At 66.4% G+C, this 21,341-nt stretch carries 18 protein-coding genes; 11 read left to right on the top strand and 7 right to left on the bottom strand.

Annotation, left to right across the window (positions count from 1 at the left end):
• Positions 1-60: 60 nt before the first annotated feature.
• On the bottom strand, positions 61-2,838 hold the full coding sequence (gene alaS, locus A6E15_RS16395) for an alanine--tRNA ligase (RefSeq protein ID WP_076147799.1): 2,778 nt from the start codon (positions 2,836-2,838) through the stop codon (positions 61-63).
• A 241-nt stretch (positions 2,839-3,079) separates the two neighbouring features.
• Here alaS and A6E15_RS16390 point away from each other — a divergent pair, with 241 nt between their 5' ends.
• A complete protein-coding gene (locus A6E15_RS16390; RefSeq protein WP_245800587.1) occupies positions 3,080-4,024 on the top strand; it encodes a hypothetical protein in 945 nt (314 codons plus the stop codon).
• 369 nt (positions 4,025-4,393) lie between these two features.
• Here A6E15_RS16390 and A6E15_RS16380 read toward each other — a convergent pair whose 3' ends face one another.
• The gene (locus A6E15_RS16380; protein ID WP_076147795.1) at positions 4,394-5,398 is read right to left on the bottom strand and encodes a replication factor C small subunit; all 1,005 of its coding nucleotides are present in this window, start codon (positions 5,396-5,398) and stop codon (positions 4,394-4,396) included.
• Between the two features lie 164 nt (positions 5,399-5,562).
• Between A6E15_RS16380 and A6E15_RS16375 the strand changes: the two genes are divergently transcribed.
• The 4 genes from A6E15_RS16375 (at position 5,563) to A6E15_RS16360 (ending at position 7,930) form a co-directional block, all read left to right on the top strand.
• On the top strand, positions 5,563-6,663 hold the full coding sequence (locus A6E15_RS16375; protein WP_076147793.1) for a bactofilin family protein: 1,101 nt from the start codon (positions 5,563-5,565) through the stop codon (positions 6,661-6,663).
• An 84-nt stretch (positions 6,664-6,747) separates the two neighbouring features.
• Entirely contained in the window at positions 6,748-6,999 is a 252-nt protein-coding gene (gene samp2, locus A6E15_RS16370) for a ubiquitin-like small modifier protein SAMP2 (RefSeq protein WP_076147791.1), read from the top strand.
• On the top strand, positions 7,000-7,422 hold the full coding sequence (locus A6E15_RS16365; protein WP_076147789.1) for a GNAT family N-acetyltransferase: 423 nt from the start codon (positions 7,000-7,002) through the stop codon (positions 7,420-7,422).
• A 139-nt stretch (positions 7,423-7,561) separates the two neighbouring features.
• Positions 7,562-7,930, top strand: coding sequence for a hypothetical protein (locus A6E15_RS16360; protein ID WP_076147787.1), 369 nt, complete (start codon positions 7,562-7,564; stop codon positions 7,928-7,930).
• Positions 7,931-7,971: 41 nt separating this feature from the next.
• Here the strand turns inward: A6E15_RS16360 and A6E15_RS16355 are convergent, their stop codons facing one another.
• The 3 genes from A6E15_RS16355 to A6E15_RS16345 form a co-directional block, all read right to left on the bottom strand.
• Positions 7,972-9,318 (bottom strand): tryptophanase, encoded by a 1,347-nt coding sequence (locus A6E15_RS16355; RefSeq protein WP_076147785.1) that lies wholly within the window; start codon positions 9,316-9,318, stop codon positions 7,972-7,974.
• A 153-nt stretch (positions 9,319-9,471) separates the two neighbouring features.
• A complete protein-coding gene (locus A6E15_RS16350; RefSeq protein ID WP_076147783.1) occupies positions 9,472-10,098 on the bottom strand; it encodes a hypothetical protein in 627 nt (208 codons plus the stop codon).
• 143 nt (positions 10,099-10,241) lie between these two features.
• Entirely contained in the window at positions 10,242-11,420 is a 1,179-nt protein-coding gene (locus tag A6E15_RS16345; RefSeq protein ID WP_076147781.1) for an aspartate kinase, read from the bottom strand.
• A gap of 205 nt (positions 11,421-11,625) precedes the next feature.
• On the opposite strand from A6E15_RS16345, the gene A6E15_RS16340 reads away from it, so the two are divergent.
• On the top strand, positions 11,626-12,063 hold the full coding sequence (locus A6E15_RS16340) for a hypothetical protein (protein WP_076148406.1): 438 nt from the start codon (positions 11,626-11,628) through the stop codon (positions 12,061-12,063).
• A gap of 182 nt (positions 12,064-12,245) precedes the next feature.
• Here A6E15_RS16340 and A6E15_RS16335 read toward each other — a convergent pair whose 3' ends face one another.
• Positions 12,246-13,805, bottom strand: a complete 1,560-nt coding sequence (locus A6E15_RS16335) for a DNA-directed DNA polymerase II small subunit (protein ID WP_076147779.1) — start codon at positions 13,803-13,805, stop codon at positions 12,246-12,248.
• 132 nt (positions 13,806-13,937) lie between these two features.
• On the opposite strand from A6E15_RS16335, the gene A6E15_RS16330 reads away from it, so the two are divergent.
• Positions 13,938-14,813, top strand: coding sequence for a S26 family signal peptidase (locus A6E15_RS16330; protein ID WP_076147777.1), 876 nt, complete (start codon positions 13,938-13,940; stop codon positions 14,811-14,813).
• 88 nt (positions 14,814-14,901) lie between these two features.
• The gene (locus A6E15_RS16325; RefSeq protein WP_076147775.1) at positions 14,902-15,885 is read left to right on the top strand and encodes a S24/S26 family peptidase; all 984 of its coding nucleotides are present in this window, start codon (positions 14,902-14,904) and stop codon (positions 15,883-15,885) included.
• Positions 15,886-16,005: 120 nt separating this feature from the next.
• On the opposite strand, the gene A6E15_RS16320 is transcribed toward A6E15_RS16325, so the two are convergent.
• Positions 16,006-17,760: a Cdc6/Cdc18 family protein gene (locus A6E15_RS16320; protein WP_076147773.1), complete on the bottom strand. Its 1,755-nt coding sequence runs from the start codon at positions 17,758-17,760 to the stop codon at positions 16,006-16,008.
• A 1,407-nt stretch (positions 17,761-19,167) separates the two neighbouring features.
• Here A6E15_RS16320 and A6E15_RS16315 point away from each other — a divergent pair.
• The 3 genes from A6E15_RS16315 to A6E15_RS16305 are packed head-to-tail and all read left to right on the top strand — an operon-like array spanning position 19,168 to position 21,260.
• Positions 19,168-19,806 (top strand): Era-like GTP-binding protein, encoded by a 639-nt coding sequence (locus A6E15_RS16315; protein ID WP_076147771.1) that lies wholly within the window; start codon positions 19,168-19,170, stop codon positions 19,804-19,806.
• 6 nt (positions 19,807-19,812) lie between these two features.
• Positions 19,813-20,214: a DUF2073 domain-containing protein gene (locus A6E15_RS16310; RefSeq protein ID WP_076147770.1), complete on the top strand. Its 402-nt coding sequence runs from the start codon at positions 19,813-19,815 to the stop codon at positions 20,212-20,214.
• The gene (locus A6E15_RS16305; RefSeq protein WP_076147768.1) at positions 20,214-21,260 is read left to right on the top strand and encodes an OapC/ArvC family zinc-ribbon domain-containing protein; all 1,047 of its coding nucleotides are present in this window, start codon (positions 20,214-20,216) and stop codon (positions 21,258-21,260) included. Before A6E15_RS16310 ends, A6E15_RS16305 begins: the two co-directional genes overlap by 1 nt.
• The last annotated feature ends 81 nt before the right edge of the window (positions 21,261-21,341 follow it).

Below are 21,341 nucleotides of genomic sequence, written 5' to 3'. Positions count from 1 at the left end.
CGGTGAAAGAAGGGGACGGTTTCGACTCGAGTTTCGATTCGAGAGCGCTCGAGGTTCCGATCAGGCGTTCAGGATCTGGCGCAACACGTCGGGGGCGTCCTCGAGCGCGTCGTCGAGATCGTCGACGTTGGGGCCGCCGCCCTGTGCGAAGTCCGGCGGGCCGCCGCCGCCGCCGCCGACTCTCGAGGCGAGTTCGCCGACGACTTCGCCGGCGTTGACGCCCACGTCGTCGGGGACGGCGACGACGAACTGGGCACCGCTCTCGCCGCTGCCCAGCACTGCGATCTTGCCGTCCTCGACGAGGGCGTTGGCGGTCGCCCGGAGCTCGTCCATGTCGGCGTCGATGCGATCGACGACGGCAGTCGTCTCGCCGACCTCGACCTCCTCGCCGCCGCCACCGCCGCCGGCGCGGGCCGCGGCGAGCTGTTCGGTCAGGTCCTCGATCTCCTTGCCTCGAGCCTTCCACTCCTCGAAGAACCGCTCGGCGGTCTCGGGGACGTCCTCCGGGGAGACGTCGAGGATCTCGGCGGCCTCGTAGAGGGCGTCTTCCTTCGCTTGCGTGGCCTCGATGGCGGCCTCGCCGGCCGCGAAGGTGATCCGTTCGACGCCGTCCTGGACGCGCTCGGTCGAGAGGAGCTTGATCGTGCCGATGTCGCCGGTGCGAGCGACGTGGGTGCCGCCGCAGGCCTGAACGTCGTCGTCGACGGTGACCAGCCGGATCTGCTCGCCCGGCGGGATTCCGCCCTGATAGAGGTCGAAGCCGTGTTCGGCCTCGGCGTCGTGGCGATCGGGCCACTCCTGGGTGACCTGCGTGTTGTCCATGATGATCTCGTTTGCCAGGGACTCGATCTCCTTGACGTCCGCGCGGGAGATGCGGTCGTAGTGGCGGACGTCGATCCGCGAGGAGTCGACGCCCTTCTGTGCGCCGGCCTGGCGGATGTGTTCGCCAAGCACCTGTCGGGCGGCGTGGATGACGATGTGGGTCGCCGTGTGGTGGCGCATGAGCTGGCGACGGCGGCCGCCGTCGACCTGCCCGTTGACGAACTCGCCCTTGCCGGGGCTCTCGTCGGTCCGGTGGAGGATCACGCCGTCCTCGATCTGGACGTCTTCGACCTCGACGGTCGTGTCGTCGGTCGAGAGCGTCCCCGTGTCGGCGGGCTGGCCGCCGCCCTCGGGGTAGAACATCGTCTGATCGAGGACGACGTCGTAGCCGTCCTCGCGCTCGAAGACGTCCAGCACGACCGCCTCGAACTGGGTGCGCCCCTGGTCGTCGTAGTAGAGCTTGTCCGTCTCAGGGAGGTCCGCGAAGCGTTCGTCCTCCTCGTCTTCGGCCTCCGCGACGGCCTCGGGCGTGTCGTGGCGCTTCGCGACGAGGCTATAGAAGTCGTCGGGGATCTCGACGTCCGCGCCCGATTCCGCGGCGATTTCCGCGACCATGTCCGGCTGGATGCCGTGGGAGTCGTAGAGCTCGATCAGGTCCTCGGTGGGGATCGGCTCGCCTTTCTCCGCGTACTCCTCGGCCAGCGTCTCGACCCGGCGACCGCCCCGCTCTAAGGTCTCGCGGTACTTCTCGACCTCGGTGCGGACGATGTCGCGGATCGTGTCGCGGTTCTCGTACTCGAGCCGTTCGGCCTGCATGTCGACGAGTTCGTCCAGCGGCGCGTCGACCCCGACGGTGTCACAGAGCCGTTTGGTGCGGCGAAGCACCATCCGCGCGAGGTAGCCGGTGCCGACGTTCGAGGGGACGATGCCGTCGCCGAGCATGTACGCCAGCGTGCGACAGTGGTCCGCGATGGCGTAGATATCCTCGAGCGGTTCCATCAGGTCCTCGAGGACGTCGACGTCGACGTCGAGTTCCGCGGCGATCTCGCCGCGGGCGGTCTCCATGTCCTCGGCCTCGTCGATGTCCATGTGGCCCGCGAGCTTGGCGGCGCGGTGGATCAGTTCCTCCTGCTCGTCGGTGTGGTCGAGTCCGGCGTTGTCCTTCAGGAAGGCGATCATGTCGGGATAGACCGCCTCGTAGACGGTCGGAGTGCCCTGGGAGACCCAGGTCCAGCGCTCGAGGCCGTAGCCCGTGTCGACGATGTAGGTGTCCATCGGGCTGTAGCGGTTCCCGTCTTTCATCTCGTACTCGCCGTCGGAGTCTTGCTCCATCGACATGAAAACCAGCGTGGCGAGTTCGACGCCGCGGTAGATGACCTCGATGGCGGGCCCGGCGTTGCCGCCGCCGACCCACGGGTCCTCGATGTAGATGACCTCCTCGAGATCGACGCCCATCGACTCGAAGAAGCCGTCACAGAGTTCCACGGTCCGGTCCTTCCAGTAGACCTCGCCGTGGTAGGCGTACTCGTCTTCGTCGACCTCCTCGCGCGTGTTGAACGCGTGGTGGGCCATCATCTCGAAGGCCATCGTGTGTCGTCCGGTCTTGCCGACGTTGTCGATGTCCTGCATCCGGATGCAGGGCTGCGAGACCGTCAGCGGGTTCGCAGGCGGGGGCGTCTCGCCGCTGGTCACCAGCGGCTGGAAGTCGTAGATCGACGCCTGGGTCAGCAAGACGTCGTCGCGCCAGCGGTTCGCCGCGACCGGGTAGGGCTCGATTCGCTCGTGGTCGTGATCCTCGAAGTAAGAGAGAAAGGCCTCGCGCATCCCCGAGAGGTCGTACGACTCCTCGAAACCCGAGTTGTCGATGAAGCCGTACTCCTCGCAGGGCGGTTCACCGCAGGTCTCCCTGCCGTGATCGCGCGTCCAGAAGTGTGCGCCACACTTCGGGCACTCCTTGCGCTCGAACCCTTCCTCCTCGAAGTACTCGAGGCGGTATTCTGCCGCCAGTTCGCTCATTACGCGTCTATTGCCCCTGCAGCGCGTAAAACAGTTCCGCAACCCCGCCGCCCGAAGGGGATGACGAGACGAACGGTATCGGGAACGCGAGAGTCGAACGCAGATGTTACCCGACGGCGAGCGGTCGTGAGCGGTCCGATAGGGGCCGTCCGTCGCAAATTATTTCATTATATAATTAGTTAGAAATCAATAAGTAATGGGGCGTGTTCCTGTAGAACGAATTATCAATGAGGCAAACGCTGTGGGATCGGAACACACGACGAACGATCGGCGGAGACGGTGCGGAGCAACGGCCGCCGACCCCGGCATCTGTAGTTCGACGCCGTCGACGGCGGAGGTAACCGTATCGACGCGACGGAGCCTCCTCCGAAAGGCCGGGCTGGCCGGCGTCGGAACGATCGTCGGAGCGGCGCTGCTCCCGTCCCCGCCGGACGAAACCGACTCGAGCGGGACGGTCGAAGCCGCCGAGCCCCCGGCGGCGGTCGCCGACTGGGTCGACGAGCCGATCACCGACGAAAGCGACGCGCCGGATGCGACGGCGTCGATCGGTGTCGCCCTCGACCATCCTCTCGTCGGCCGCTATCGGCGGCGGACGGCGCTGACGATCGCGTATCTGGGCGGTCTAGTCGCGATGTTCGTCACCAGCTATCTCGGCGCACAGGTGACGGTCGGTGGCGACGTTCTCGACACCGTCTCGTCGAAGGGGTTCGACGCGCTCAGCATGGTCTTCATCGCGTTCGTCACGCTGACGCTGCTGGTCGTTCCCTTCTGCTATGCGCTCTGGAACGGCGGTCCCGGACTGGCCGCGCTCCTCCCGGTGGTTCCCGTCGCCCTCGGCGACCTCGTCGTCGGGAGCTACGTCCTCGGTCTCGACCTCGCGACCGGACTGACCGTCGGTGCGAGCGCGGCCGCGGTCGCGCTCGTCGCGGCGGACGCCCGGCGAGCGGGCTCGCTCCGGTTCTGGGCGGTTCCGATCGACGACGACGGGTTGCTGTTCGTCACCGCCGTGTCGATCGTCGCCGCGTTCGGCGTAGCCCGGTTCGTCGCCGCCGCGCCCGCGTACGTCTACGAGTGGTACGCACCGTTTGGTGGGCTCTGGCTCGTCCCCGCCGGGATCGTCGGGAGCTACTGGCTCCGCCGGCTCCGGTCGGCGTGGCAGCCGCGGACGAACACCACCGCCGACTAACCCCCCCTCGAGCCGATCCGATCGGCGGCCGCGGTTCAGCGGTCGATGCGTGCAACAGAACTATGTCCCACGGGTCCAGTCACGTGGGACAGACGTGAGCCGCGACGGCACCCCCTGCGGCGACCTCGCGACCCCGAACGGTTCTCTACGTGGCCGACACCGAACGGGCGGCCAGCGACGGTGCCGACGCGCTCGAGGCCGTCGAGTCGGGGCCGACGCGGTCGGTCCAGGCGGTGACGACGGTCGAGCGGGTCCGCAACTGGGCGGCCGCGTCCGACTGCGTCGTCTTCGCCGAGACGCCGACGACGGCGGCATCGCCTTCGCCTTCCGCGGCGTCGACTCGGTCGACGACGAAACGTAGACAACCGCTCAGGACTCGTTTTCGAGCGCCAGCGACGCCAGCATCGCCTCGAGTTGCAACCGTTCGTTCGCCCCTTCCGTGATCCGGTAATCGACCTCGCCGAGGCGCTCGAGCAGGCGCACGGTCGCCCGCTCGGGGACGTCGAACTCCCACGCCGAGCGGTGGAGTTGGTCGATCACGTCGCCGCCGGCGAGTCCGCGCTCGGTCAAGAGGTCCTCGAGGGCGGCCCGAGCGGCGGTGAAATCGCCGTCGATGGCGTGTTCGACCATCGCCTCGACCTCCTCGGGGCGGGCGGTGGCGGTGATCGCGAAGACCGTCTCCTCGTCGACGGTCTCGCCCATCACGGCGGCGGCCTGCAGCCCGTTGATCGCCTTCCGCATGTCGCCGTCGGCCGCGAAGACCAGCGCGTCGACCCCGTCGTCGGTGACCTCGATCCCCTCGTTCGCGGCGATTTCGCGCACCTGCGCCTCGATGGCGTCCTCGGTGAGTTCGGTGAATCGGAAGACCGCACACCGCGACTGGATGGGGTCGATGATCTGGCTCGAGTAGTTACACGAGAGGATGAAGCGAGTGTTGTTCGAGAACTGCTCCATCGTTCGGCGAAGCGCGGACTGGGCGTCGGAGGTCAAGGCGTCGGCCTCGTCGAGGAAGATGATTCGATGCGAGTAACCGCCGAACGAGGAGCGTGCGAAGTCCTTGATTCGGTCGCGGACGACGTCGATCCCGCGCTGGTCGGAGGCGTTCAACTCGAGGAAGTTCTCGCGCCAGTCGTCGCCGTAGACTTCGCGGGCGATGGCCTGTGCGGCCGTGGTCTTTCCTGTTCCAGCTGGGCCAGCGAAAAGAAGGTGGGGGAGGTCGTCCTGCTCGACGTAGTTCTCGAGTCGCGGGACGATGTTCTCGTGACCCTTGATATCGGCGAGCAGTTCCGGGCGGTACTTCTCGATCCAGACCTCCGTTTTCCCGGGGGTTGGCTCCGCCGCCTCGACGTCGGTGTCGGCCTCGGCCTCGCTCATACCGGGCGAACGGGCGGCCGGAAAATAAATCGACCGAAGGTCGCTCTCCGACGGCGCGTCCGCGGGTTCGGTCGCGTTGCCGACGGGTCACGAAACCGGACGGTTTCCCGCCCGGAAACCGTGGTGGCGGGTTTTACACCCTGCTCGAGGAAGGACGACACGCAATGGTTGAGAGAGCCACACTATCACGGATCGCCGTCGCGGTGCTGGTCGTCCTCGTGGTCTGTGGGACCGTCCCGGCGACGGTCGCCGCCCAGTCGAACGGCCAGACCGGCGGCACCGTCGTCGTCGAGGAGGACGAGACGGTCGACAGCCTCGAGGCGTTCGGGGGAACCGTCGTGGTTCGGGGAACCGTCACCGGCGACGTCAGTGCCGTGGGCGGCGACGTACGGATCGAACGCACCGGCGAGGTCGGCGGCGACCTCGAGGCGGCCGGCGGGAGCGTCACCGTCGCCGGCACCGTCGACGGCGACGTCGACGCCGGCGCGGGGAGCCTGACGATCACCGAGGACGGAACCGTCGGCGGAGCCGTCACGGCCGGCGTCGGGACCGTGACGATCGACGGCACGATCGAGGGCGACGCCGAGATCGGAGCCGAGACGATCCGGCTGGGCGAGACCGCCTCGATCGCCGGGGATCTGCGGTACGACGGCGACCTCGAGGGCAACACCGATGCGGTCGCGGGCGAGATCGAGGCGGACGCCTCGCTGGGGGTCGACGTCGCGCCGACGATCCAGCCGTTCGCGTCGTGGCTGTTCACGGCCTACGCCCTGGCGGTGAACCTGTTGCTGGGCGCGCTCTTGCTCGGGCTGTTCCCGCGGTTCTCCGACGGCGTGGCCGATCGCGTCGCGAGCGGTCCGCTCCGGTCGGGACTGGTCGGGCTAGCCGCCCTGGTCGTGATTCCCGTCCTCCTGATCGCGCTCGCGATCAGCGTCGTCGGCCTCCCGCTGTCGTTCGTCGGCGGCTTCGTGTTCGCCCTGCTAGTGTGGGTCGGGATTATCTACGGTCGTTTTGCCATCGCCGCCTGGATTCTGTCGCTCGTCGGGCTCGGGAACCGCTGGCTCGCCCTCGTCGTCGGGCTGGTCGCCGGGGCCCTCCTCTCGCAGCTGCCGGTTCCGATCGTCGGCGAGGTGATCGGACTGATCGTCCTCCTGCTCGGGCTCGGCGGGCTCGTTCGCGGACTCGTCGGCCACTGGCGGACCGCACGGGGTCGCGACCGCGAACGATCGGTCGGCGGCGGTCCCGACGAGCCGACCGCGGACTGACGACGGCCGAGGAAGCGAACCCGGTCCAACCACCGCGTCGACCGCGAGCGACGCGCTCAAGAGCGCCCCGTTGCAAGTGGTGGTATGTACGTCACCGTCGACGTCAAGGGCGAGGACACCTACGAGTTCGATCTCGAGGCGGTCGCGGGAGCCGACGCTGACGCCGCCGACGGGAGCGACACCGAGTCGCCGACCTACGCCGATCTCCTGCACGAGGTCGATCTGAGCCCCCACGAGGTGAGCGTCCTCGTCGACGGCCGTCCGGTCCCCGAGGACCGACCGGTCGAGAGCGAGCAGGTGACCGTACTGCGGCTCATCAAGGGCGGCAGCCGGTAGATGTTCGTCCGTCCTGCGACCCCCGACGAGTCCCTCGACGTGCGACGAATCCTCGACGCAGCCATGCTCGAGCCCGGCGACGTCGAGGCCCGGATCGAGGACGGCGACGTTCTCGTGGCGGGCGACCGGCGCGGCGGGAGCGCCGACGGCGCGGCCGGAACCGATCGAATCCTCGGCACCGTCGTCCTCGAGCCCCTCCCGGACGAGCGGGGGGCCCACGTCGCGTCGATCGGCGTTCGCCGCCGTCACCGCGGCCGGGGGATCGGGTCGACGCTGATCGACCGCGCCCTGAAGCGCGAGCGCAGGCTCACGGCCCGGTTCGACGACGGCGTACGGCCGTTCTACGAACGGCTGGGGTTCGCGATCGAGGCGATCGACGGCCGGCGACACCGCGGCGTTGCGGTGCGGGGAGACGACGACTGATACGGACTGCTGTCAGTCAGTGCCGGCGCGACAGCGACTGCCTGCGATCGTCGGGACCCAGCGACAGGAGGACGTACGACCGGAGCCCGTCGCCTGCCCGGCCCAGCTTTATCCGACAGACCGTGGTAGCAACCGCCGCATGGCGCTCCAACGGCTGCTCAGCGGTGATCCGTCGAAGAGTTCGAAGGTCTATCTGGCGATCGGTGCGCTCTCGCTGGCGAAGGCGATCGCGGTCCGCAACGACCGGGAGCGGTTCCGACGCGAGTTGCGCGACGCCGGCCTGTTCCTCGGCGTCGGACTGGCGCTACGCCGGTTCGGCAAGATGCGGACCCAGAAACGGCGGGAACTCGAGGCACAGGTGCCCGACTGGGCGATCGAGCTTGCGACCTCCGAACCGGCGAAACGGGGCGTTCGAACCGTCGCGAAACGGCGGCTCGGGCGCGCAGCGGAACCGCAAGCGGAACCGAGCCTGAAGGATCGAGCCCAGCGCGTCCTCTCGAGTCGCTGATCGTGCAGTGCAGCGACCGCCTCGCACGATCGGTCGCGTTCTCACGACGGGTTCGGCTCGAGGCTGGCAGTGAAGTGACGCAACTCGCGGTTTTCGGGCTCGGACGTGATCTCGAGTCCGTCGACTGCTTCGCGCTTCTCGAGGACGGTCGCAGCGGTCTCGGCGACGTGTTCGAAGTGTTCCGCGTGGTACGTACGGCGCGGTACCGCGAGGCGGACCAGCTCCGGTCGGTCGGTGTCGGGGAACGCGAAGCTCCCGAGTTCGACCCCGCGGACACCGCCCTCTCGATACAGTTCGCAGACCAGCGCCTGGCCCGGGAACTCGTCGGCCGAGAGGTGGGGAAGCGCCGCACCGGCGTCGAGGTAGACGGCGTGACCGCCGGGCGGCGTGTAGATCGGGACGCCCGCCTCCTCGAGTACGTCCGCGAACGCGCGGACGCCGTCGAGGCGGTCGGCGACGTAGGCCGCGTCGACGGCCTCGCGGAGCCCGGTAGCCATCGCGGCGATATCCCGTCCGGACATCCCGCCGTACGTGGGAAACCCCTCGTAGAGGATCGCCCGCTGCTTGCATCGCTCGAACAGCGTCTCGTCGTCGGTCGCGACGAAGCCGCCCGCGTTGGCCAGCCCGTCTTTCTTGCCGCTCATGACGATCGCGTCGGCGTAACCGAGTTGCTCGCGGGCGATCTCGTCGACGTCGGCACCGGCGAACTCGTCCTCGCGGCGGCGGACGAAGCCGGCGTTCTCGGCGAACCGGCAGGCGTCGACGACGAAGGTCGCGTCGATCTCGTCGGCGAACGCCCGCACCCGACGGGTGTTCTCGACGGAGACCGGCTGGCCCGCCGTCGAGTTGTTCGTGACCGTCAGAATCACCAGCGGCACGCGCTCGGTGCCCACTTCGTCGACGACCGAGCGGGCCCGCTCGAGCGAGAAGTTACCCTTGAACGGCTCGTCCGACTCGAGATCGTGAGCCCCCTCGACGGGGCAGTCGACCGGGTCGGCCCCCTGATTCGCGACGTGGGCCCGCGTCGTATCGAAGTGCGTGTTGTTGAGCGCGACGTCACCCTCCTCGAGAAGGGTGCCATAGAGAACGTTCTCCGCGCCGCGACCCTGGTGGGTCGGGACGACGCGCTCGAATCCCATCACGTCCCGAACCGCGGACTCGAGCTCGGCGAAGCTCCGCGACCCCGCGTAGGACTCGTCGCCGCGCAACAGGGCGGCCCACTGGGCGTCGCTCATCGCGCCGGTACCGCTGTCGGTCAGGAGATCGACGAAGACGTCCTCGGCATCGAGATCGAAGACGTTGTAGCCGGCCTCGGCGAGCGCTCGTTCGCGTCGGTCTCGAGAGGGGAGCCGGATCCGTTCGACGACTTTCGACTTGTAGGCGACCATACGGCAACGAGGGCGGCGCGCGTGTTCAGTCTAGTTGCGGCTCCGTGTCCATCGATGGCGCGAACCGTCCGTTGCAGGATGGATCGGCTCATCGACGGCCGAAGCGGACGGCCTGCGGTCGAACGCGGCGGCCGAGCGCCTCGTCGACCGCGGTCAGCGGGCACCGGTGTCGCCGAACACGTCGTTCCCGACCCGCGTCGGCGTCGGGTCGGGGCCGACGAGTTCCAGATCGGGGCCGGTCCGGACGGCGAGCGCGGAATTCGAGTCGCCACCGTCTCCGCCCGCATCGCCGGTCTCGGTCGCCTCGACCCGCCCGCTCGAGGCCGTGGTACCGCCACTCGAGGCGGCGTCGGAGCCGTCGTCGGTATCGGCCGACGCGTCCTCGCTCGGCCCCGTCTCCGTGACGGCGCTGAGTTCGGCCGCCGTCGCGTCGATCACGTCGCCGTCGTCACGGACGACGACGTCCGAATCGCCGACGAACTCGAACTCGAGGGAAGCAGCGGGATCGGCCTCGCCGTCGGCCGCGTCGCTCCGATCGGAGGGGACCGGGTCAGCCGACGACGCCGCGTCCGCCGACGTGACGTGCTGGAGGTCGTCGAAGAGTTCGGCCGCCGTCGTATCGTCGACGGCGGCGTCGTCGGGGATCGGGTCGTGAGCGCCGTCGCCGTCGAGGTCCGCCGGCGAGTCGACGCCGAACTCGGCGAGGACCGCGTCTGGATCTGGCTCGACGTCGGGGAACACTTCCGTCGGGGTCGAATCCGGGCTCATGACTCGCCCCATTCGGTGCCACCCCTTCGTTACGGCGTCGCTACCGTTGTTTCGGCGGCGATAGTAACGTACTAAAATTCGTCTCGTCGAACGACAGTCACGATCGGAAATCGATCGAGCGGCATCGGAGCGGACCCGACGCCGGAAACCGGTGCCTAGAACAGGTCCTGTGTCAGCTCGAGGGTCTGCTCCCGGTCCTCCCAGTCGACGAACAGCGCGACGCTGGTCGCGCTGGTGATGATGTCGTTGAGGTGGATCCGGGCCTCGGCCAGCGGGTTGACGATCTCGCTGATGATGCCGGGCTGGTTGGGGAGTTCCCCGCCGGTGACGCGGACGACCGCGACCGGCGAGTCGACGGTGACACTCGAGAGTTCGTCGCGGGCGATGACCTCTCGGTGGAGGATGTTCTCGGCGCGTTCGGCCTCCTCCTCGTCGATGTAGAAGGTAATGGTGTCCATCCCGCTGGCGACGGCGTCGACGTTGACGTCGCTTTCGGCGAGCGCCTCCGAGAGGTGGTTGAAGATGCCGGGCTGGTTACGGATCGCCCGGCCGGCGACGGTGAGACAGGCCAGCGGCCGCTCGCGCAGATCGACGAGGTTCTTGAATTCGCCCTCGATGCTCGTCCCGCCCGACAGCAAGTCGCCGTGCTGGTAGTGGACGACGCGGACGTCTAGCTTGCCGTCCTTGTAGGAGAGCGCGGAAGGAGCGACGACCTCGGCCCCGCGGAACGAGAGGTTTCGGAGTTCGTCGACCGAAATCTCGCCGACGTTGCGAGCCCCCTCGACGACGCGGGGATCCCCGGTCATGACGCCCTCGACGTCGGTCACGATGACGACCTCGTCGGCGTCCATGTACTTGCCCATCATCACGGCAGTGGTGTCGCTGCCGCCGCGGCCGAGCGTCGTGATCGAGCCGTCCGGCCCCTCCGCGAGGAAGCCGGTGATAACCGGGACCGTGCCGTCGAGGTCGGCGGCTACCTCCTGGGCGCGTTTCTGGGTCTCCTCGACGTTGACCTCGCCGTACTCGTCGGTGACGACGGGCCAACGGTCGCTGCCGGGCTCCAGGAAGACGGCGTCGATGCCCCGGGCGGTGAGTGCGGCCTTGAGCATCCGAACCGACGTGCGCTCACCCATGCTGACGATCTGGGCGCGGTCTTGCTCGTCGGTCTCGAAGGTGATCTCCTCGAGCAGTTCGTCGGTGGTCGATCCCATCGCGCTGGCGACGACGGCGATCTCGTGGCCGTCCTCGACGGCGGCGGCGATCGAGTCCGCGGCGCGGTTGATCCGGTCGCCGCTGCCGAGGCTCGTGCCGCCGAACTTGGCTACGACGCGCATACTGACACCTCGCTGACGGTGTGCGTGACGGTGGTGTGACTCATACTCGGTCCGTTACCAAGGCGTGCAGATAACTGTGTCCCATCGACCGCGTTTTTGCCCCGTCGTTCGGCCCGTGACGGCCCGAAACTGACAGTGGAGATACCAGTCTGGGAAGACACTCGCGACCGGGATTTATTGTCGTGCGTAGCATTACCACATGCCGATGAACGTACGGGATGCCCTCGAGGCCGACGCCGACGCGCTCGCGTCGATCGCCGACTCTCCGACGGACGTGATGCGAAATCTCGTCCACGACCGGACGGTGCGCGTCGCGGAAGACGGGAGTCACGATCCCAACGCCGACGTCTCGGGATCGCAATACGACGGCTCCGATCCGGAGGACCTGCTCGGATTCATTAGCTTCGACGCGCGCGAGGACACCGTCCACGTCACCCAGCTCGACGGGACGGACGAGGCCTGCAAACGGCTGCTGGCCGAGCCGGTCCGGTTCGCCGAACACGAGTCGATGGCCGTCGAAGTGCTGGCCGCCCGCGACGCCGACCCGATCGAGACCGCCGCCGAGGACCTCGGCTTCGAGCGACGGGGCCGCGGCCCGCGGTTCGACGGCTCCCCGACGGTCCGGTTTCGACTCGAACCCTAGGTTCGAACCGGCTGGTAGCGACCGCGATCACCTCGACTGTCGTTCGACGCGAGTACGGCGGCGGGAGCGTTCTCGCCCGGATTCGACTTTTTTCTCCTCCTCCATATTGCCAAAGGGATCGTAGAAGTGATTGCAGATGTCTCTAACGTATGAATTCGGACGCCGTTTCGACTGACAAGCATCTAACTAAACTTCTGGACAGTTACGTCGAGCGTGTCTAGATCGACGATCGGCGCGAAGCCGGCATCGGGATCGATGTTGACGCTCTTCTGGAAGTCCGTCTGGGCCTGCCAGCAGCCGGAGTTGATCGCCAGCACGTCGTGGTACTTGCCGAAGCCGAGCTTGTGGACGTGGCCGGTGTGGAAGATGTCGGGCACCTCCTCGATGACGAGGTAGTCCTCCTCCTCGGGCGCGAGCCGCGTGTGACCCCCGAACTGCGGCGCGACGTGGCGCTTCTTGAGGAGGTGGTACATCGCCTTGTGAGGGTCGTCGTAACTGGCCTTTTCCTCCGGGAGTTCCGCGATGACCTCGTCCAAGCTGACGCCGTGGTACATCAGGACTGAGACGCCCTCGAGGGTCACCGTCGAGGGGTTGCTCACGATCCGGGGATCGTGGGCGGACATGATCTCGCGCAGTTCCTCGTCGAAGCCGGGCTGTGGCTCCGCGAGCCGAACCGCGTCGTGGTTGCCCGGGATCATGACGATCTCGATGTCCCCGGGGATCTTCTTTAAGTACTCGCTGAAGGCCTCGTACTGCTCGTAGATGTCGACGATGTCGAGTTCCTCGTCCTGGTCGGGGTAGACGCCGACGCCCTCGACCATGTCACCGGCCAGCAGCAGGTACTCGACGCGTTCCGCCTCCGCGGTGTGGAGCCAGTCCGCGAAGGCGTTCCAGGCGTCGGCCATGAACTCCTGACTACCGACGTGGACGTCGCTGATCAGCGCCGCCTGCACGTGGCGATCCGCCGTCGACGGCTCGTGGGTCCGGGGGATGTCGGGGAAGTGCAGCGAGTCGACGAAGGCGATCCCCGAGTCGTCCGCCAGGGACCCCTCCATCGCCAGCACCTCGTCACAGAGCAGTTCGTCGACCAGGTCGACGTACTCCCGGTCTTTCATCACCAGCCACGGGAAAGTTCCGGTCGCGTCCTCGAGTTCGATCAACCAGTGGCCGCTGGCGGTCGATCGGATGTCGTTGACCAGTCCGACCATCGCGACCTCGCTGCCGCCGGGCATGTCCTGAATGGCGGTCGCCGGCCGGTGGTTGACCCGTCCCTTGAGTTTACCGCCCAGCCGGTCGAGTCGATCGCGAAAGACCGAGACGAAGTCCTCGTACTCGCCGGTCCCGGTACTCTGGCCGGTCATGTCACCGACGATCTCGAGGGAGCGGCTCGCGGGATCGACGGAGCGATCGGCGGGCGACGACCCCCCCATTTCAACTGGAGCGGCCCCGGAGGTATCATCGCCCGGGGTCGGGTCAGTTCCAGTCGAAACGGAGGGGGTCGGTTCGCCGTCGAGAACGGCGGCCGGCTCGGCGCGAGCGGCATCGGCGGCGTCCGCCGAGAGCGCCGTCTCGACGTGTTCGGTCCGGACGACTAAGGCGTCCTCGGGGACCGCCTCGAGGACGCGCTCGAGGGCCGCACCGGGATCAGAGGCCCCGGCGAGCCGCGTCACGGCCTCGCGTTCGGCGTTGTAGCCGCGGCTCGTGAGTTCGCCGACGATCCGCGCGGGGGCCTCGAGTGGCACAGCCGTCACATTCGCGAGCGGAACAAAAAGGATAGCGAATCCGGGGTCCGCCGGCACCCGGCTTCGGACGAAGGGTCGACCGACCGGCCGCCGCCGGAAGGTTCATGCGCGGCTCGACGCAACTGCTCGTCAATGGACGGGCCCGACGCCGGCGAGAGCGACCGCGACCGAGCGGGGCCACCCGACGATCCGCCGACCGCCGACGGACCCGATTCCGCGGCCGACCGGGACGGGACCGACGACCGGCTCGCGTCTCGACCCCGACCGGGCGAAGGAGTCACGATCGACGACGGGATCGTCCGCTGGTTCCTCGAGGCCGACGACCGAGCGGCGGCCGTGGGCCGGGACGTCGCGACGAGCCTCGCGATCGTCGCCGTCGTCGGCCTCCTGTTGTTCGCCGTCGCCGGCACCTGGCCGCCGCTGGTCGCCGTCGAGAGCGGCAGCATGGAGCCCCACCTCGAACGGGGAGATCTCGTGATCGTCGTCGACGAGGGGAGATTCGCCGGCGACGGTGCCGTCGGCGGAACCGGTATCGTCACGCGCGAGCGCGGACTGGAGACTGGCCACGAGACGCTCGGCGACGCGGGCGACGTCGTCGTTTTCAGACCGAACGGCGACCCGCGCCAGACACCGACGATCCACCGGGTCGCGTTTCGGGTCGAGAAGGGCGAACGCTGGGTCGAGACGAAGGCCGACCCGGCGTTCGTCAACGGCGCGACCTGCACCGAGATTCCGTCGTGTCCGGCCCCCCACGACGGGTTCGTCACGAAAGGCGACGCCAACCCCGCGTACGACCAGCTACCGCGGTCGGGCGCCGACACGACCGTCGTCAAACCCGAGTGGGTCCGGAGCAAAGCGATCGTTCGGCTCCCGTGGCTCGGCGAGATCAGGCTGGCGGTCGATTCGGTCCGCTCGCTGCTGGGCGTTGGCCCGGCTGCGGTCGCGGTCGCCGCGGGACTGGTCGCGCTCGCGCTGTTCGTCACGGCCGCCGCCGGCCGCGATCCATAGGACCACGCGGGCGACCGCGATCCGTCGCGGCCCGTGGCGGTCGGGACGAACAGAAAGTTGATTGGCGGTCCCGGCAAAACGGGGCACGATGAGCGGTTCTGATTCCGGGGATCACCCCGGCGATTCCGGCGACGGCGATCGCGAGCGGTTGGCGACAAACCACGACCGTGACCCGCCGGACGGCGACGCCGCTGGCCCGCAGCGGCGGGGCGACCGCGGACGTGCCGATACCGACGACGGCGCCAGTATCGAGGACGACGGCGTCGTCCGCTGGTTCCTCGAGACCGACGACGAGAACGTCGTGTTGGTTCGGGACGTCGCGAGCAGCGTCGCGCTCGTCGCCGTCGTCGGCCTCCTGCTGTTCGCGGTCAGCGGACTCTGGCCGCCGCTGGTCGCCGTCGAGAGCCCGAGCATGGAGCCGAACATGCACAGGGGCGACCTGATCTTCATCGTCGATGACGGACGGTTCACCGGTGACGGGGCCGTCGGCGACACCGGCATCGTCACGATGCAACGCGGTGAGGAGAGCGGCTACTCGGAGTTCGGGAACCCCGGCGACGTGATCGTCTTCCGACCGAACGGCGAGACGAGAGCGACGCCGATAATCCATCGCGCCCACTTCTGGGTCGAGAAGGACGAGCGATGGGTCGAAACCCAGGCCAGCGAGGAGTTCGTCGGCGACGCGAGCTGTGAGGAAGTCGTTACCTGTCCCGCCCCCCACGCCGGATTCATTACGAAAGGCGACAACAACCCAAGCTACGATCAATTGCCGGGATCGGGCGCCAGAACGACCGTCGTCAAACCCGAGTGGGTGACCGGCAAGGCCATGTACCGGATCCCGTGGCTCGGCCACGTTCGACTGACCGTCGACAGCCTCCTGGGTGGGATGATCGCTCCCGCCTCGCCCGCGGGCGCGCCGCTACAGGGCCCAGCCGCTCCCGTGACGACCGCGTCGGCTGCCGGTCCCGGCGCGCCGGGGCCAGGTGTCGGTGGGGGCCTCGCCGGCACAGCCGGTATCGTCGGGCTCGCCGCCGGCGGTGCGGTTCTCGCCGCCGGCCGCTACCGGTCCTGACTCATCGTCGCTCGGGTTCTCGTCGCGTCGTCACACCCGCATCTCGTCGCGTCGAATTCCCGTCGGAGAGGCTCAGCGGCGAAACGAATCGACGATAACAAAGGATCGAAACTGCGAAGCTCAGTTCTCGAACCGGGCCTGTACGAACGGCTGAACGTCGTCGATATCGGAAAGCCGCGAATCGGAGAGGAGGACGGCCTCCGTCTCCTCGAGCGGGACCGAGAGGCTGATCTCTTTGGTCCGGCCGTACCGGCCCTTGGAGACGACGACGGCGTTGACGATTCCGAGCATGTCGAGTTCGCTGATGAGGTCGGTCACCCGACGCTGGGTCAGCACGTCGGCGTCGATCTCCTCGCAGAGGCGCTTGTAGATGTTGAACACCTCGCCCGTGTTGATGCTGTGGACGCCGTTTTTCTCGAGCAGGATGATCGCGAAGAGGACGAGTTTCGACTGCGTCGGCAGAGTGCGGACGACCTCGACCACGCGATCGAGTTCGATCTTGTCCTGGGCCTGTCGGACGTGTTCCTCGACGATCGTCTCCGACTGGGAACGCTCGGCGAGTTCGCCGGCGGTCCGCAGCAGATCCAGCGCGCGCCGTGCGTCCCCGTGTTCCTGCGCGGCGAAGGCCGCACACAGCGGGATCACGTCACCCGAGAGCGCGCCCCCCTTGAACGCGACCTCGGAGCGATGTTCGAGAATGTCTCGAAGCTGGTTGGCGTCGTAGGGCGGGAAGACGATCTCCTCTTCCCCCAACGAGGACTTCACGCGGGGATCGAGGAAGTCGGTGAACTTCAGGTCGTTCGAGATACCGATGATCGAAACACGGGAGTTCTCGAGTTCGGAGTTCATCCGCGAGAGATTGTAGAGCGTGTCGTCGCCGCTTTTCTCGACGAGTTTGTCGATCTCGTCCAACATGATGACGACGACCCGCTCGTCGTAGTCGACGGCGTCGAAAAAGACGCTGTAGACCCGGTCGGTCGGCCAGCCGGTCATCGGCACCTCCTCGAAGGAGTCCTTGTCGTCTCGTAGCTCCGCGATCCGGTCTTCGATCTCGTCTCGCCCGCCGAACGGCGTCGATGCGAGCGGGTGATCGGGTGTCGGATCAGCGGCACCGTCCCCGGACGCCTCGGACCCGTCGGCAGCGTTCTCGAGGGCCGCGGGTTCGGTTTCGGACGGCGAATCGCTCCGGTCGGCTGACCCCCCTGTTTCGAGTGGAGAACCGCCGGACTGCGGTCCGATATCAGTTCCAGTCGAAGTTTCGGTGTCGCCGTCGATCTCGTCCTCGGAGACGAAATCGAACGGGTCCGACGCCGTCTCATCTGCCGGCTCGTCGCTCGAGCCGTCGGCGGCGCGGTCGTACGCCTCGAGATCGTCCAGCAGGGATCGGAGGTCGTCGATTCGCTCGTCGATCCGGGTCTCGTTCTTCTCGATAAACTTGTTCGCGAGCTGTGCGAGGACCCGATACTGGGTATCGGTAACCTCGCAGTTGATGTACTCGACGTCACAGGGGACCGAATATTTCTGGGACGTACTCTCGAGTTCCTTGCTGACGAACTTCGCGCTCGCGGTTTTGCCGGTCCCGGTCTTCCCGTAGATGAGGATGTTCGAGGGGGTCTCCCCGCGGAGCGCGGCGACCAGAATCGTCGCCATCTTGTTGATCTGATCGCTCCGGTGGGGGAGTTCGTGTGGGGTATAGGACGGTCGCAGGACCTCCTTGTTCTCGAAGATCGGTTCGCCGCTCAACAGGTCGTCGAATAGGCCCTGATTCGACTCCTCGTCGCCGAGATCCGCGTTCTCGAAATCCCTCGAGAACCCGTTCGCTCCGTCGACCTCGACCTCGTCCGAACCCGCGATCTCTGAGTCGTCGTCTGACATCGGTCGTACACGAACCCCCTTATTTCGGGTGGAGTACCGAGTCTGTAACCGGGAATAGCCTCGTACGATGGCTTCCTTCAATGGATTCGCGAACCCAGTTACACGATTCGGGTCCAGTTGATGCAAACGAAACAGAGGAAAACCACGCTAATAAATGTGTCCCTTCCCCGTCCGGACCGAGAAACAGTCGCCGATCGGCGGCCGTGACTCGGTCGTACAACGACATCGCGTTCGCCGCTCGTCGGCCGAACGGGACCGAGCAGCAGCGACTCGCGCACGGGGAATCACATTATTATTACCGTTCGAAAGGGAAGTTCGAACGCGGTATAGGGCGTCGGTGGGAAGCGTCGAGAACGGGATTCCGAGTCGATCGGCAGGGGGCTGGCTTCAACTGGAAGCCGATCGAGTAAGTAGAGGAAAACGGGCGGACACACTGGACGTCGACATCGGGACGATCGAGACAATGTCGAGATAGCGACCAGAGGCTGTTGTGACCAGAGACTGCAACCGAGTCGGGAGTGGAACGAAAGTAGGATGTGGTGGGGTGGGGTGGGGTGGGGTGAGGTGGGGTGGGGTGGGAAGAGAGGGGCGAGGCGGGGAGAGGTAGAGTCGAAACGGATGGGAAAGTGGAACAGGAATCAAGTGAGTCACGGGAACATCAGACGTGCCGGACTCCCCCCCCCACCCCTTCGTTTCGGGTGGAACGGAGCGAAGAGGGGGTGGGGGGGGGGAGGGGTCATTTTAAGAGGGAAGTTTTATTTATACAGATCAGAAACAGTATCCGCAGAACTAGCAGACGACAATACTTTACTAGGGAGTTATTTAGTATTGCTAGTACCTGCTAGATTAGTAGCTTGTCCGTCCTCTAATTACTAGATCTCTATTCGAGTTACTAGAACCGGTCTCTTTGCCGAGTTCGCCCTTGAGACCCCTCCGAACGGCGACTCGAGTGGAAATCAGGGGTGAATCGCTCCGGATCACCGTCTCGATGCGCTCCCCCGTTCGTCCATCTCCACTCGAAACGAAGGGGTGGGGGGCTCCGATCGAGGCTTTCGTCTACTACTGGCATACGTATGTCACGTAATCTCACTCAATCTACGACCATGGTTATCACGCTCAATCAAGATCATGACCTAATATAACAAGGTCGCCCCCTCATTTTAGACGACGACAGCACTTCGACGCTCGTCTCTATCAGGAAAACGATGGGCGTAAGAGAACGCGCTCTCGACCCCCTACCGTCGCGTCCGTTCGGCCATCGATCGCTTCCTCTCGCTTCTACTCTAATTACTGTCAGTCAGAATGACAATTCATCTCTGTCGAATTGTCTATATGTCTGACGTAGGCTTAAGTGAGTTCAGTTTGTAGTACGCGCAACTGCACCCCGCGGTGCTGGAGGCCCCACAGATGGGACTGTTCACAGAACTCAAAGATAGTATCTCTCGGGCAACGGATCGCCTGTTTTCGGAACAGGAGCCCAAACGAATCGGTATCTACGGTCCGCCAAACGCTGGAAAGACGACGCTTGCGAACCGCATCGCGCGTGACTGGACCGGTGACGCGGTCGGCGCGGAGAGCCACGTCCCCCACGAGACACGGCGCGCACGCCGGAAAGAAAACGTCGAAATCGAACGCGACGGCAAGACGGTGACGATCGATATCGTCGACACGCCCGGCGTGACGACGAAGGTCGACTACGAGGAGTTCACCGACGAGATGGGCGAGGAAGACGCCATCCGCCGCTCCCGGGAAGCGACCGAAGGCGTCGCCGAGGCGATGCACTGGCTCCGCGAGGACGTCGACGGCGTCATCTACGTCTTAGACAGCGCCGAAGACCCGATCACGCAGGTCAACACGATGCTGATCGGCATCATCGAATCGCGGGATCTCCCCGTTCTCATCTTCGCGAACAAGATCGATCTCGACGACTCGAGCGTCAAGCGGATCGAAGACGCGTTCCCCCAACACAAGACCGTCCCCCTGTCGGCCAAAGAGGGGGACAATATGGACGAAGTCTACGACAACATCGCGGAGTACTTCGGGTGATAACCGATGCCAAAAGCAACTAACGCGGACGACTCCGACGCTCCCGACGGCGTCCAGATCGACCTGATCAGCGGCGAACGCATGGCCGGCATGGCGACGATGGAGAAAATCAGGATGATCTTGGACGGCGTCCACGACGGCAACATCGTCATCCTCGAGGAGGGACTGACGCCCGACGAGGAGAGCCGGCTCATCGAGGTGACGATGGCCGAGATCAGCCCCGACGAGTTCAACGGGATCGAGATCGAGACTTATCCCAAGTCCGATACCCGCGACTCGTCGCTGCTCGGTCGGATCATGGGTGGCGATCAGGCGGAAGCGAAACTGACGGTGATCGGCCCGGCCAACCAGATCGAGACGCTCCACAAGGACGAAACGCTCATCAGCGCGCTCGTGTCCCGCAACTAATGCCCCATCAGTGTACGAACTGCGGCCGGCAATTTGCCGACGGCTCCAAGGAGATGCTGTCGGGCTGTCCCGACTGTGGCGGGAACAAGTTCCAGTTCGCGCCGACCGCGACGGCCGCGACCGACTCGTCGGCCTCGACGGAGACCGAAACCGACGGCTCGGGCGCAGTCGATGCCGGTTCGACGCCGAACTCGAGCGCAACCGAGCCCCCGGACGGCGTCGCGACTCGAGCCGCCGAAACCGTCCGAAACCTGATGTCTTCCGATTCGGCCGACGACGCCGAATCGGACGGTACCGATCACCGCCAACCGACGGACGCGGGACCGACCGCGGATGCCGATTCGACTGCGGACGCCGGCTCCTGGCCCTCGAGCGGGACCGCCGGGACGGACGACTCGGAGCCGGCAACCGGCACCGATACTGGGCCTGAGGGGGAGTTCGACGAGTGGCCGGAGACGGCACGTCGGCCCGCGGACCGCTCCGACCCGCCGGCCGATCGGGCGGTCGACGACACCGAGCGGTCCGATCGGTCGGCAAACGGCTCGAATCGGCCGACCGAGGGCCCGACGACGACGTATGCAGACGACGAGAACACGGCGCAGGCCGACGCTCGAAGCGAGGTCGTTCCCCCGGACGAACTGCCAGCACACGAGGGTGACGAACCCCGACTCGAGGCCGAGGGCGGCGACAAGCTCCACCCCGGTACCGACTCCACGGATGAATCCCTCTCCGCAACCGACTCCACGGATGAATCCCTCTCCGCAACCGACTCCACGGGCGGGACCCAACCCGTGACTGACACCATCGACGAACCGCCGGAACACGGACGGGTCGTTCAGGAACCGAGCGGCCAGCGCCCGTCGATCGAGGAACTCCGGGCGGAACTCAACGAACAGTTCGAGAGCATCAAGATCGTCCGTCCGGGTCAGTACGAACTCAACCTGATGGAACTGTACAACCGCGAGGAGTACATCATCTCGCTTCAGGAGGACGGCCGGTACGTGATCGACGTCCCGGACTCGTGGCGCGACGCCGACGACGAGTGACGCAGGTCTCCGGCACACCCCTCCGTTTCGATTGCAATTCTCCCGCAGCCACCTTCGATTCACGTTCACACAGTCATTCCC

Source organism: Natrinema saccharevitans (genome assembly GCF_001953745.1).
Classification (GTDB): Archaea; Halobacteriota; Halobacteria; order Halobacteriales; family Natrialbaceae; genus Natrinema; species Natrinema saccharevitans.
This window is presented reverse-complemented; position numbering and strand designations above follow the sequence as displayed.

What these genes read in the sequence shown, in the direction of transcription:
- alaS (WP_076147799.1), bottom strand. Translation starts at nt 2,838, where the DNA reads ATGAGCGAACTGGCGGCAGAATACCGCCTCGAGTACTTCGAGGAGGAA.
- A6E15_RS16380 (WP_076147795.1), bottom strand. Translation starts at nt 5,398, where the DNA reads ATGAGCGAGGCCGAGGCCGACACCGACGTCGAGGCGGCGGAGCCAACC.
- A6E15_RS16375 (WP_076147793.1), top strand. Translation starts at nt 5,563, where the DNA reads ATGGTTGAGAGAGCCACACTATCACGGATCGCCGTCGCGGTGCTGGTC.
- samp2 (WP_076147791.1), top strand. Translation starts at nt 6,748, where the DNA reads ATGTACGTCACCGTCGACGTCAAGGGCGAGGACACCTACGAGTTCGAT.
- A6E15_RS16365 (WP_076147789.1), top strand. Translation starts at nt 7,000, where the DNA reads ATGTTCGTCCGTCCTGCGACCCCCGACGAGTCCCTCGACGTGCGACGA.
- A6E15_RS16360 (WP_076147787.1), top strand. Translation starts at nt 7,562, where the DNA reads ATGGCGCTCCAACGGCTGCTCAGCGGTGATCCGTCGAAGAGTTCGAAG.
- A6E15_RS16355 (WP_076147785.1), bottom strand. Translation starts at nt 9,318, where the DNA reads ATGGTCGCCTACAAGTCGAAAGTCGTCGAACGGATCCGGCTCCCCTCT.
- A6E15_RS16350 (WP_076147783.1), bottom strand. Translation starts at nt 10,098, where the DNA reads ATGGGGCGAGTCATGAGCCCGGATTCGACCCCGACGGAAGTGTTCCCC.
- A6E15_RS16345 (WP_076147781.1), bottom strand. Translation starts at nt 11,420, where the DNA reads ATGCGCGTCGTAGCCAAGTTCGGCGGCACGAGCCTCGGCAGCGGCGAC.
- A6E15_RS16340 (WP_076148406.1), top strand. Translation starts at nt 11,626, where the DNA reads ATGAACGTACGGGATGCCCTCGAGGCCGACGCCGACGCGCTCGCGTCG.
- A6E15_RS16330 (WP_076147777.1), top strand. Translation starts at nt 13,938, where the DNA reads ATGGACGGGCCCGACGCCGGCGAGAGCGACCGCGACCGAGCGGGGCCA.
- A6E15_RS16325 (WP_076147775.1), top strand. Translation starts at nt 14,902, where the DNA reads ATGAGCGGTTCTGATTCCGGGGATCACCCCGGCGATTCCGGCGACGGC.
- A6E15_RS16320 (WP_076147773.1), bottom strand. Translation starts at nt 17,760, where the DNA reads ATGTCAGACGACGACTCAGAGATCGCGGGTTCGGACGAGGTCGAGGTC.
- A6E15_RS16315 (WP_076147771.1), top strand. Translation starts at nt 19,168, where the DNA reads ATGGGACTGTTCACAGAACTCAAAGATAGTATCTCTCGGGCAACGGAT.
- A6E15_RS16310 (WP_076147770.1), top strand. Translation starts at nt 19,813, where the DNA reads ATGCCAAAAGCAACTAACGCGGACGACTCCGACGCTCCCGACGGCGTC.
- A6E15_RS16305 (WP_076147768.1), top strand. Translation starts at nt 20,214, where the DNA reads ATGCCCCATCAGTGTACGAACTGCGGCCGGCAATTTGCCGACGGCTCC.